Source organism: Pseudomonas sp. BF-RE-22 (assembly GCF_019956155.1).
GTDB classification, from domain to species: domain Bacteria; phylum Pseudomonadota; class Gammaproteobacteria; order Pseudomonadales; family Pseudomonadaceae; genus Aquipseudomonas; species Aquipseudomonas migulae.
Window position 1 is genome coordinate 52,866 of record NZ_JAHBDD010000066.1, and the last position, 12,358, is coordinate 65,223.

10 protein-coding genes are annotated in these 12,358 nt (G+C 59.2%); 1 reads left to right on the top strand and 9 read right to left on the bottom strand.

The genetic code is table 11. From position 1 onward, the window contains the following. Positions 1 to 82 precede the first annotated feature (82 nt). Positions 83 to 709, bottom strand: coding sequence for a class I SAM-dependent methyltransferase (locus KGA82_RS24720; protein ID WP_223452769.1), 627 nt, complete (start codon positions 707 to 709; stop codon positions 83 to 85). 185 nt (positions 710 to 894) lie between these two features. Beyond that, positions 895 to 1,260 (bottom strand): DUF6124 family protein, encoded by a 366-nt coding sequence (locus tag KGA82_RS24725; RefSeq protein ID WP_223452771.1) that lies wholly within the window; start codon positions 1,258 to 1,260, stop codon positions 895 to 897. Between the two features lie 507 nt (positions 1,261 to 1,767). Between KGA82_RS24725 and KGA82_RS24730 the strand changes: the two genes are divergently transcribed. After that, positions 1,768 to 4,557, top strand: a complete 2,790-nt coding sequence (locus KGA82_RS24730) for an RHS repeat domain-containing protein (RefSeq protein WP_223452773.1) — start codon at positions 1,768 to 1,770, stop codon at positions 4,555 to 4,557. Between the two features lie 78 nt (positions 4,558 to 4,635). On the opposite strand, the gene KGA82_RS24735 is transcribed toward KGA82_RS24730, so the two are convergent. From KGA82_RS24735 to KGA82_RS24765, 7 genes are all read right to left on the bottom strand, one after another. Then, a complete protein-coding gene (locus KGA82_RS24735) occupies positions 4,636 to 5,280 on the bottom strand; it encodes a methionine ABC transporter permease (protein ID WP_223452776.1) in 645 nt (214 codons plus the stop codon). Next, positions 5,270 to 6,391 (bottom strand): methionine ABC transporter ATP-binding protein, encoded by a 1,122-nt coding sequence (locus tag KGA82_RS24740; RefSeq protein ID WP_192417255.1) that lies wholly within the window; start codon positions 6,389 to 6,391, stop codon positions 5,270 to 5,272. Before KGA82_RS24740 ends, KGA82_RS24735 begins: the two co-directional genes overlap by 11 nt. Positions 6,392 to 6,393: 2 nt before the next feature. Continuing rightward, positions 6,394 to 7,203, bottom strand: coding sequence for a MetQ/NlpA family ABC transporter substrate-binding protein (locus KGA82_RS24745; protein WP_223452780.1), 810 nt, complete (start codon positions 7,201 to 7,203; stop codon positions 6,394 to 6,396). 120 nt (positions 7,204 to 7,323) lie between these two features. Beyond that, the gene (locus KGA82_RS24750; protein WP_223452788.1) at positions 7,324 to 8,682 is read right to left on the bottom strand and encodes an LLM class flavin-dependent oxidoreductase; all 1,359 of its coding nucleotides are present in this window, start codon (positions 8,680 to 8,682) and stop codon (positions 7,324 to 7,326) included. Continuing rightward, entirely contained in the window at positions 8,682 to 9,875 is a 1,194-nt protein-coding gene (locus KGA82_RS24755) for an SfnB family sulfur acquisition oxidoreductase (RefSeq protein WP_223452792.1), read from the bottom strand. Before KGA82_RS24755 ends, KGA82_RS24750 begins: the two co-directional genes overlap by 1 nt. A 23-nt stretch (positions 9,876 to 9,898) precedes the next feature. After that, positions 9,899 to 11,140, bottom strand: coding sequence for an SfnB family sulfur acquisition oxidoreductase (locus tag KGA82_RS24760; RefSeq protein WP_207285578.1), 1,242 nt, complete (start codon positions 11,138 to 11,140; stop codon positions 9,899 to 9,901). Positions 11,141 to 11,529: 389 nt separating this feature from the next. Continuing rightward, on the bottom strand, positions 11,530 to 12,294 hold the full coding sequence (locus KGA82_RS24765; protein ID WP_207285579.1) for a hypothetical protein: 765 nt from the start codon (positions 12,292 to 12,294) through the stop codon (positions 11,530 to 11,532). Positions 12,295 to 12,358 lie beyond the last annotated feature (64 nt).

The window sequence follows — 12,358 nt, forward strand, 5'->3', positions numbered from 1 at the left end:
AGTCGCTCTGGCAGACCCGGTTCCCTGTGGGAGCGAGCCTGCTCGCGATGGCTTTAGCTCAGCCACCGCAGGTCTGGGAGCCTTATACCCTACGCCAAACACTCGCCAACCAAGGCTGCTGCTCCCGCGGCAACCCCGCCGGCCGGTAGTAATGCTCCAACTCCACAAACCCCGCAGCGGTCAGCAAATCCTGCCACGCCTGAAGATCGTGATAAGCCCCATACCGCGGCCCATTCCACCCCTCCTGATTCTCACCACGCGGATTGGAACTGAACAACACCCCACCCGGCCTCAACGCCCCGCGCAATTCCTTCAACACCCGCGGCAATTCCTGACGCGGAATGTGAAACAGCACCGCGTTGGCAAAAATCCCGTCAAAGCGTTCAGCCGGCAAATCCAGTTTCAGAAAATCCTGCTGCCACACCTCGCAACCACTGTCTTCACGCGCCATTTGCGCAAACTTCTCCGAACCGTCGAGGCCGACCGCGGTGTGGCCCATGCGCGTGAACGTCTGCAAATCCCGCCCCGGCCCGCAGCCAAAGTCGAGGATGTCGAACGGCGCCTCGCCCTGAATATGCCGCAGCAGTGCGTCGATGTTCTGGCTGACATCGTGATCACGCGTCCCTTCGCGAAAACCTTCGGCCACCGAGTTGTAATGTCCGAGGGTGGTGGAGGTGATTTTCTCAAGGTCGTCCGGGGTTTGTTTCATGGCGGGCTGCGCAGGCAATTGGGATTCGCCGAATATACGCCATCAGGTCCGGGGCTGCTTCGCAGCCATTCGCGGGCAAGTCGAATCGCCGCATCGCTCGCTCCTACAGAGGGGCGCATTTTCCTGTAGGAGCGAGCGGTGCGGCGATCCGACTTGCCCGCGAAGGCGATTTAACTGCCGGCCTATTATTCAGGCCGGTTTCCGGTGTGCTTCATCCCCAGACATTCAATGGACCGGTCAACCATCGCCTTGGCAATTTCCAGCAAATGCCAAATAGAGAACACCATGGCCCTGTCGGCCCCTTTCAGTTGATCGCCACACCGATAAGCGGTGACCGAGGCGCAGCGCAAAAGGTCGGCGACATAGAGTTGCGTGTCCTCGAAGTTCACGTCCTGGCTGACGTTGTAGAAGCGCAGTTCATCCGGTGCGCCGGTATGTTCGCGGGTAAGGTAAAAATCGATCGCGTGGTAAAGCGCTGAACGTCCTTTAAGCGGATCGTCGTTGTCTTTGCTTGAGGATTCGGGAGGTGGATCGGGGACTGGTTTTTTCATTGGTAAAACTCCTGGTACTCATTGGAGCCAACCGATATCGCGACTAAACGAACAGGGGTGGCGGCTGCACGCAGGTTAGTCGACCGGATACCAGGAACTCCGGCGCACCCGAGGGTGCCCTGCGCACAGCCACCATAACGTTCAGGCATTAACAAACACCCGACACGAGGTAGCGCTGTGCGCCTGGTAGGTCCGAGCGACTAAACCCGATCACTGATGAGCAGTGACGGACCGAGACTAGCCAGCGGATTTGCCAGGCGCAAGCGTGCGGAATCATCTAGGAAATGTCCTGCAAATGAAAGGGATTGGCCTTGTAGGAGTGCTGATTTCTCTGTGGGAAAACTTCCCGACTTGTAGTTAATTTCCTACCGCTAACCTTGATTCAGCGTTTGTTCAATCCCCGCCGCCCCAACACTCTCGGTGCGGCTACCTGTTACTTCTTACAGTATCGGCCCGGCCCAAAAAGGCTCAGTCTTATCTCGACCCGAGCGAAGGACCGTCGATACCGTGAACGCTCACCCCCACACACCGACGTTGTCGGTCATGGACCCGCGAGCCCTGGCGATTCGCGAGGTGGGCTATTGCCGGCATCCGGACGAGAACGTCATTGCTTCGCGCATCACTCGGCAGGTTTTCGATGCTGCGGGGCGTTTGGTCGAGTCGTCGGATTCCCGTTTATGGGCGTCTGCGCAGAAACCGAATCTGGTGACGGTCCATGGGTTGAGCGGCCAGCCTTTGCTGACGGACAGCGTCGATGCCGGTTGGCAACTGAGCCTGTTGAATCAGGCCGGTTCGCTGCGTTCATTCTGGGACGCCAGAGGCAGTCAGCGTCACATCGACTTTGACGATCAGCAACGTCCGATAGCCGTCACTGAACAGCCCGCCGAAGCACTACCGCGCGTGGTCGAGCGATTGACTTACGGCGGCTCTGCTCCGGCATTCGCAGTGCATAACCAATGCGCAAAGCTGATCCGCCACGACAATCCAGCCGGTACCCGCTTCGTCACCGACTACGGTTTGGCCGGTTCGCAATTGAGTGAAAACCAATGCTTCCTGATCGACCTTGAACCACCGAACTGGCCCAGCGAGTTGGAGGCTCGGGACGCGTTGCTGGACGATCAGTCGTTTGTCACGCGGCACGTCTTTTCTCCCACGGGCGAGATTCAGCGCCAGACCGATGCCATGGGCAATGACCGAACCTTTGTCTACGACGTGGCAGGCAAGCTGAGTGAAACCTGGCTGCTGATGGCTGGAGAGGGCAGACAACCACAACAGCTGGTCAGCGACATCCGCTACAACGCCCACGACCAGATCGAAAGCGAAATCGCAGGCAACGGTGTGAAAACGCAAGCCGAGTACGACGCCGAGAACGGTCGGCTGATTCGGTTGGTGGCGACAGTCGGAAGTCAGAAGCTGTTGCAGGATTTGCATTATGTCTACGATGCGGCGGGCAACATCATCAAGCTGGAAGACAAGGCCCAAGCCGTTACCTGGTTCAACAACCAGCGCATCGAACCAATCAATCGTTACCGTTATGACAGCCTGTCCCAACTGGTCGAAGCCAGCGGCTGGGAAGTTGCCAACCCCAGCCACGGACCCGCATTGCCGGATTTACTGCCCACACCGCTGGACCCCAATCAGCGGCGCAATTACACCCAGCGCTTCGAGTACGACGCGGCGGGCAATCTGATCACCCGCCAGCACAGTGGCGCGCCGGGTTTCTCGATGTTCACCTCCGCCCGCAGCAACCGCAGCCTGGCGCAGCGGGACGATGGTTCATTGCCCGGTGAGTCGGAAATCGAGTCAGGCTTCGATGCCTGCGGCAATCAGCTGGAGTTGCAGCGCGGCCAAACCATGACGTGGGACATCCGCAACCAGTTAAGCCGGGTGACCTTGGTCAAGCGCGGCGATGAACCCGACGATTACGAAGGCTACGTCTACGACCGCCCCGGCCATCGGCTGCGCAAAGTGCATTTCAACCAGACCAGTGGCCGTACAGGGCGTTCTGAAGTCCGTTACCTGCCCAACCTGGAAATCCACCGCCAGGCCGATGGCGAAGAGCGCCATGTCATCAGCATTGAAGCGGGACGTTGCAGTGTTCGGTCCTTGCACTGGCCCGAAGGAACCCATGCCGATCAACTGCGTTACAGCCTCTGCGACCACCTTGGTTCCAGCACATTGGAGCTGGATCACGAAGCAGGCGTGCTGACTCAGGAACACTATTACGCCTTCGGCGGCACCGCATGCTGGGCTGGTAAAAATGCGTTGGTGGCGAAGTACAAAACGTTTCGCTATTCCGGCAAAGAGCGGGATGTGACAGGGCTCTATTACTACGGATTCCGGTATTACGCGCCGTGGTTGCAGCGTTGGATGTGCCCAGACCCGGCAGGAGACAAGGATGGGCTGAATCGCTATGCGATGGTGAGGAACAACCCGATTAATTTCTACGACTGGCAAGGCACGATATCGATTCCAGTCGATATTTTTATCGCCGATATCGTCAACTCAAGCAGTAAAACCATTTATAGCGGATGGTTCGAGGAGCTGATGTGGGATCAAGAGAAAAACACGTTCATGAGTACTGGTCCGGTATATACCCGAGGAATGGAGGTGATCCAGGGGGCGGATTCCGAGTGGTACCCATCATCTTTCGGACATGCCATTGCTGCATTTCGTGATCAGGACGGCAAGCTGCGTCTATTTGCCAACATGCATTATCAGCACATGGGCATCCAGCCTGGCATGGGCCTTCCAGAGTTCGCGGGGCTGTTGAAAGTTGATAAACAAGACCCTTCAAAACTCGTCATCAACAATCATTCCGGCCACTACAAACCCGAATCCTCAATTGACGTTGAGGCGATGATTCGCGAGATTGCTCCGCAGCAACAGTCAGTGAGCTATGCCCCGATTCCCGAGAGCTCGTCGTTTGATTCAACACTTCGAATCAATTCTATTGACTCGCCCGAAACGTATGAGCGCCTGGTGAACATGTACAAGCGAGATTTCAATGGCTTGATCACCTACCTGAAAGAACAAGGTGTCTGGGAAGCCGCCAAAGCGAATTTTGGCGAAAGTGAAGGCCTGAACATCATTTTCAAGATGGAGGCTAAAGGGATGACCGCCCAGCAGATCTACAATGAAGAATCTATGTTGGGACTTGCCAAACCATTGGCTGAGCCCGTGCAACCGTCCATTGGCACCAGCCGAGTCACACGTCCACTCGTTCAGAATAAGACCAAAAAAACTTCATTTTTCCGATCTCTTGGCCACCGATTGGGTCAGCTATATGCGAAGTGACAGCTAGTTCTTTATTGCTTGAACGGGAGGGGGCAGGTGTTTGCGAAATGCTCCCCTCGTTGAGGTCATTCATTTGCTTCAGCGTTTGTTCAACCCCCGAGCCAACCGATCCCCACCCAACTGAATCACCGCCACCAACACCACCAACACCACAATCACCGTCAGCATGATCTGGCTATCAAACCGCTGATACCCGTACCGATACGCAATGTCCCCCAATCCCCCCGCACCAATCGCCCCGGCCATGGCAGACGAGTTGATCATGGTCACCAAGGTGATCGTGAAACCACCGACAATCCCCGGCAACGCTTCCGGCAACAACACATGCCAAACGATGTGCCAACGCCGGCACCCCATCGCCTGCGCAGCTTCGATCAAACCGTAATCCACCTCACGCAAACTGACTTCGGCGATACGCGCAAAGAACGGCGTGGCCGCAATCGTCAGAGGCACTACAGCGGCCCAGACTCCGTAAGTGGTGCCGACGATCAACCGCGTGAACGGAATCAACGCCACCATCAAAATCAAAAACGGAATCGAGCGAAACAGGTTCACGAACCCACCCAAGGCACGGTTCAGTGCCGGTGCTTCGTAGATCCCGCCCTTGGAGCTGGTGACCAGAATCACCGCCAGCGGAATCCCCGCCAGTAGCGCGATCAACGACGACACGCCAACCATCAAAAACGTGTCGATGAAGCCTTGCAGCAACCGATCAAACCACATAACCCAGCACCTCCACCTGTTGCGCCCAGTTGCCGGCGCGTTGACGCAGTTCCTCTGCGCCGAGCGGCGAGCCGGTCACCGCCAGCAGCAATTGCCCCAGCGCATGGCCCTGAATCCGTTCCACGCCGCCTTGCAGCAAGCGCACGCGACCGCCGAGGGCGGCGAACAGCGCGGCCAGATCCGGTTCGTCGGTGGCGCTGCCGGTGAATTGCAAACGCAGGACCACGGCGGCGTCGGACGACTGTGGTTGCGCCTGGAGACGACTTTGCAGCTCCTGCGGCAATGCGTGTTGCAACGGCGCCAGTAAGGTCTTGCTGACCTCATGCTGCGGGTTGCCGAAGACTTCCCACACGGGGCCTTGCTCGACGATGCGGCCATGCTCCAACACCACGACGCGGTCGCAGATGTCGCGGATCACAGCCATCTCGTGAGTGATCAGCACGATGGTCAGGCCCAGGCGCTGATTGATCTCGCGAAGCAGGCCGAGGATCGATTGCGTGGTCTCCGGGTCCAGCGCCGAGGTCGCCTCGTCGCACAACAGAATCTCCGGGTCGTGCACCAGCGCGCGGGCGATGCCGACGCGCTGTTTCTGCCCGCCGGAAAGCTGCGCCGGGTAGGCTTTGTGCTTCTCTTGCAGGCCGACCAGTTCCAACAGCTCACGAACTTTCTGCTCGCGTTTTTCCTTGGGCACGCCGGCGACTTTCAGCGGCAACTCGACGTTCTGCCAAACGGTCTTGGCCGACATCAGGTTGAAGTGCTGGAAGATCATGCCGATGCGCCGACGCAGCGCCACCAGGCGGTCTTCATCGAACTCGCCGATGTCCACTTGATCGATCAGCACACGTCCCGTGCTCGGTTGTTCGAGGCGGTTGATGGTGCGGATCAGCGACGACTTGCCGGCGCCGCTGCGGCCGATGATGCCGAACACTTCACCGCGCTGGATTGCCAGGTCGATGCCGTGCAGCGCCGCCACCGGACCTTGCTGGCCGTTGTAGGTTTTGCCCAGGCCGATGAAGCGCACGTGAGCACGGTTCAGGTCGGGGTGCAGTTCGGTCTGTTCGGCTTTTTGAGGCTCTGGAATATCCAGTCGCCGTTGGATCGCGGCCGTCATTCTCAGCTTTCCCAACCGGCTTGATAGAGTTTGCCGTGGGCCTTATCCAACGCTGCGCGAACGGCTGGCGAATGCTGGTAGATGTCGACGAATTTGATCAGGCGCGGGTCGGCTTTGTTTTTTGGCTGGATCACGAACTGGATCACGTATTCCTTGTGATCGAGGCCGTCGAACAGCAACGCGGAACCGGCATCGAAGGTCTTCGCCAGGCGGATGTAGGCCGGGTAGCCCTGCACCAGATCGGCGTCGTCATAGGCGCGCACCAGTTGCACCGCTTCGACTTGCAGGATTTTGATTTTCTTCGGGTTGGCGATGATGTCTTCTTCGGTGGCCTTGTAGCCGACACCCGGCTTGAGCGTGATCAGGCCGGCCTTGGCCAGCAGTTGCAGGCCGCGACCGCTGTTGATCGGGTCGTTGGCGATGGCGACGCTGGCGCCTTCCGGCAGTTCGTCGAAGCTTTTGTATTTCTTCGAGTAGAGGCCGACGTTGTTGATGATGCCTGGTGCGAACGGCACCAGGTCAAAACCGGCGGCGGCCTTGGCGTTTTCCAGGAACGGCACGTGCTGGAAGTAGTTCACGTCGATGTCGCCGGCGGCGAGGCTGACGTTGGGCGCGATCCAGTCAGTGAACTCGACGAGTTCGACTTTCAGGCCTTGTTTGTTGGCTTCTGCGACGGCGGCTTCCAGCGGGATGGCGAAGGCGGCGGTGGTGCCGACTTTCAGCGGTGCGTCGGCGGCGAAGGTGATGGAGCTGAAGAGGCCGAGGGCCAGGGCCAGTGCTTTGACTGGGTGAGAGAAGTAGTTCTTGGTCATGATGTTTTTTCCAGTCAGTGCATAAATTTGGGGTGTTTGGACGGGCCTCTTCGCGGGCAAGCCTCGCTCCTACAAAGGCACTGCGATCCCCTGTAGGAGCGAAGCTTGCTCGCGAAGCTTTTAACGGCGGAACGCGGAACCGGTGTGTTGCTCAGGTAAATGCGCCTCTGCGTGAAACAGCTTCTCCCGCAGGCTGCCGTCGTCATAAGCGGTCTTGTACGACCCACGCCGCTGCAACTCGGGAATCACCAGTTCGATGAAATCCACATAGCTTTCCGGCGTGACAATTCGTGTCAGGTTGAAGCCATCCAGCCCGGTTTCGGCGATCCAGGATTCCAGCTCATCGGCCACTTGCTCAGGTGAACCGACCACCGTGATGTAGCGGCCACCGAGCGCGTGTTGCTCAAGCAATTTGCGCCGGGTCCAGTCGTTGTTTTGCAGGTTTTTGGTTGCCGATTGAATCGCGTTGCTCTTCACGTACTGGATCGGTTCGTCGATGGCGTACTCGGAAAAATCGATCCCGGTCGATGCCGAGAAATGCGCCACGCCGGCCTCGGCGCTGGCGTAGCTCAGGTACTCGGCGTGCTTGGCCCAGGCCAGCTCTTCGGTGGCGCCGACGATCACGTTCAGCCCCATGAACACCTTGATGTCCTCAGGATTGCGCCCGGCTTCAACGGCGCTGGCGCGCACCTTGTCCACCTGAACCCTGGTCGACGGTTTGTTCTGGCCGCTGATGAACACACACTCGGCGTGGCGCCCGGCGAACAGCAAACCGCGATCCGAACTGCCGGCCTGGAACAGCACCGGCGTGCGCTGCGGTGAAGGTTCGCAGAGGTGATAACCCTCGACCTGATAGAACTCGCCCTTGTGTTCGACCTTGTGCACTTTCTCGGGTTGGGCGTAGATCCGCTGCTGCGGATCGTTGAGCACCGCGCCGTTTTCCCAACTGCCTTCCCACAGTTTGTAGAGTACTTCGAGGTATTCGTCGGCCTGGTCGTAACGACGGTCGTGCTCCACTTGTTCGCTCAGGCCCATGGCTTTGGCGGCGCTGTCGAGGTAGCCGGTGACGATGTTCCAGCCGACCCGGCCGCGACTCAGATGATCGAGGGTCGACATGCGTCGGGCGAACAGGTACGGCGGTTCATACGTCAGGTTGGCGGTCAGGCCGAAACCGAGGTTTTTCGTTACCGCCGCCATCGCTGAGACCAGCAGCAGCGGGTCGTTGACCGGCAACTGGATCGATTCTTTCAGCGGTACGTCCACCGAGTTCTGGTAGACGTCGTACACGCCGACGATGTCAGCGATGAACAAGCCGTCGAACAAACCGCGCTCCAGCAACTGCGCCAGTTCGGTCCAATACTCGATGGTCTTGTATTGAGTCGAGGTGTCCCGTGGGTGCGTCCACAAGCCATGATTGATGTGCCCGATGCAGTTCATGTTGAACGCGTTGAGCAGGATCTTCTTTTTCTCACCGGCCATCAGATGGTCCCTCGCAACGGAGGGTTTTCATCGTTGAGGTAGTAGTTGCCCACGGCGTGATACTTCCAGCGCACCGGGTCGTGCAGCGTGTGTACCCGAGCGTTGCGCCAGTGACGATCCAGTCCGTGTTCGATCAGGGTCGCCTGGCTGCCGGCCAGTTCAAACAGCGTGCTGCCGGCGGCAAGGGAGATTTCGGTGCTGATGGCGCGGGCTTCGGCGACGGCAATCGACGCGGCGGCAACGGTCTGTGCGTTCGTGTCAGCCTGAGCCTTGTCGAGGAATTCGCCGGAGCGTTCCAGCAGGGCTTCGGCGGCGTGCAGACGAATGCTCAGGTGGCCGAAGCTCTTGATGGTCAGCGGGTCGTCGATGGCTTTTTCGTGTGTGGCGTCGATCCATGGCCGGGTTTTGGTTCGCACAAAATGCAGCGCGTCTTCATAGGCGGCGCGTGCGATGCCGGTGTCGATGGCAGCGTGAAGAATCTGCGCCAACGGGCCGACCGGGGTCGGGCGTTCGAAGGCGCTTTGAAACGGGATCACGTCTTCGGCGGCCACAAAGACGTCTTCGAACACCACCGAACCGCTGCCGGTGGTGCGCTGGCCGAAACCGCTCCAGTCGTCGATGACTGTCAGGCCTTTGCTGTCGCGTGGTACGAATGCGAGTTGCTGCACGTCGTTTTCATCCACCACCGAGGTCGGGATGCGTTGCGCGTAGATCGCGCCCGTTGCGTAGAACTTGCGGCCGTTGATGCGATAGCCGTCACCGTCGCGGGTCAGACTGGTGACGCGGTCGTGGGCGGTTTTGGTGCCGAGTTCGGCGAGTGCATTGCCGAAACGCTGGCCGGCCAGCACTTCTGCATAGAGACGTTTTTTCTGCTCGGCGCTGCCGTTCACGCGCAACACTTCGAGGGCGTAAAAATGGTTCTGCGGAATTTGTCCGAGGGATCCGTCCGCCTGGGCGATCAAGGCGATCACCTTGGCCAGCGTGACGTTGGAAACCCCGGCGCCGCCGTACTCCTTCGGCACGCTGATGCCCCACAGACCCGAGCGGGAAAACACTTCCAGCTCCGGGTGCGGCAAACGGCGTTCACGGTCGCGCAGGGCGCTGTCGCGTTTGAAATCTTCGGCCAGATCACTGGCGACGATCAGGGCTTGCTCATCGCTGGTTATGACCGCGACGTGGTGAGAAATTGTCATGTGTTTCTCCAGGTGTCTGGTCGTTAAATCCAGGAGTGGCGAGCGGGGAGCGTGCCGTTGAGGTGATAGGCGCCGACGGCGTGATACTTCCAGCGCACCGGATCGTGCAGCGTGTGCACGCGGGCGTTGCGCCAATGGCGGTCGAGGTTGAATTCGGCGAGGGTGGCGCGGCTGCCGGCCAGTTCGAAGAGCTTTTCGCTGGCCTGCAGCGAGATCTCGGTGGTCAGCACCTTGGCTTCGGCCACGGCAATCGAGGCACGGGCGGCGGATTCGGCGGTGAGCGGCGCGGCGTTGACCTGATCGAGCACCTGCCCGGCTTTGCGCAGCAGCGCTTCAGCGGCGTGCAGTTCGATTTTCAGTTTGCCGATGTCGGCGATCACATAAAGATCATCGCTGGCGCGTTCGACCTTGGCGTCGATCCATGGGCGGGCGCGGGTTTTCACGAATTCGATGGCGTCGTCGATGGCGCCGCGAGCGATGCCGGCGTCGATGGCCGCTTGAATCAGCTGCGAGACGGCGCCCTGAATGTTCGGCTTGTCGTTGATCTTCCAGTTGTCCACCACCAGCTCGGCGTCGACCCGCACGTTGTTGAGCAAAATGGTGCCGCTGGCGGTAGTGCGCTGGCCGAAACCGGACCAGTCATCAACGATCCGCAAGCCCGGTGTGCCGCGACGGACAAAGGCCAACACTTGCTTGCCGTCGTCATTCAGCGCCTTGACCGCCACCCAGTGGGCGAAGAGGGCGCCGGTGGAGTAGAACTTCTGCCCGCTGATGACAAATCCGTCGCCGTCGGCGGTGATCCGTGCCTTGAGTTCCAGGGTGTTTTTGGTGCCGCGTTCTGGCCCGGCATTGCCGATGCGCCAACCTTCGAGCACGCTTTTGAACAGCTGTTTTTTCTGCGCTTCGGTAGCGCTGCCGAGCACCAGGTTGAGAATGCCGAACTGGTTCTGCGGGATCTGTCCCAGTGCCGGGTCGGCTGCGGAAATGATCGCAAAAACATCGGCCAGGGTGACGAACGAAACCTGCGGGCCGCCGTATTCGCGCGGGATGGCAATGCTGCCCAGGCCGCTGCGGGTGAACTGTTCGATTTCCGACCACGGCAGCTTGCGCTGACGGTCGCGTTTAGCCGCTTGTTGGCGGGCGACCTGCGCCAGCTCATGGGCGGCCTTGATCGCTTGTGCGTCGTTGCGCAACACCTGCGCGGGCAACAACAACGGGGCGATGTCCAGATCACTCTGGACGATTGCATCTGCCAGACTGGACATCAGTGCCGCTCCTTGGCTGCTGCACGCAATGCCCTGGCGATCTGCACTGGGGTGATTGTGTTCCGGACCATACCTACCTCACATCTCATGGAACGCCGCGATGGATGCGGCGAAGTAAAAACAAGAATGTCCGGTGGTCCGGTTTATATACCCTAAGCGTGTATAAAAATTAAATAAACTAACTTTTAGGAATATGGATAGAAGTGTGTCGTGAGCAACTGTACGCAGGGCAACACTTTGTTCTTGTAGCAACAGAAACAGTCAGCGATCGGCTTTTGTAGGAGCGAACGGTGCGGCGATCCGACTTGCTCGCGAAGGCGTCAGTTCTGACACGACGCGTTATCGTTTTTCGCGAGCAAGCTTCGCTCCTACAGGGGACGGTATGGATCTCAATTTTTTCGGGGTTCGGCGGCCATGAGCACTTCCCTCTGCGGGATTTTCAGATAGGGATTGGCACACCCAATCTTCAACGTACGCGCCGGCGCCCAGCGAGAGTTATTACCCACGCGGTCGAGGATGCAGTAGGTCACTTCCAGCCGCAGGTCTTCGCCGGCTTCGAGAATGATCGCCGGCGGCACCCAGACCTGAATCGGCTGGCCCACATCGCCGGCTTTGAGCCGTGGCAGGTCCATGCGCACATCGCCCCAGCGCAGGGTGATTTCATCGTCGATGGCCATGTTCAGGTACGGCTCGATGGTCAAGGGAACGCCGCGCTTGATCTGGTTCGGGTTGACGCCCTGACGGCGGATGGTTTCGGGAATGCTCACCGGCGCCAGGCTCTGGATTTCATCGCCGTACAGGGCAGAGGGCTGGCCTCCCGGGCAGTCGAGCTTGACCTGTACGCGGGTTGTCGGTGACAGCGCTGGCCCATGGCCGACCTGCATCAGCCGGTAGTGAATGCGAGAGGAGCCGTTGGCGATGAAGCTTTGCGGCACGCGCAGGCTGACGGATTTGCCGACGTCCAGGGTGTTCAGCACCCTGGAGGCCACGTAGCAGTTGTCCCAGAACAGTTCGATCAAGTCGCCTTCGTCCATGCCGGGATAAGGCGCGACGGCGATCAGCAGGTGAGAAGCCGAGGTGATGTTGATGCCGCTCCGGTGGGATTGCTCCACGGTCGGTGCCGCAAGTTCGGGTTTTTTCGAAATATGTTTCATGGGTTTCTCCTTGAAGTCTTGCAGCGAAGTCCGTTTCTGAAAGAACTGATTGGCCGAGCCACAA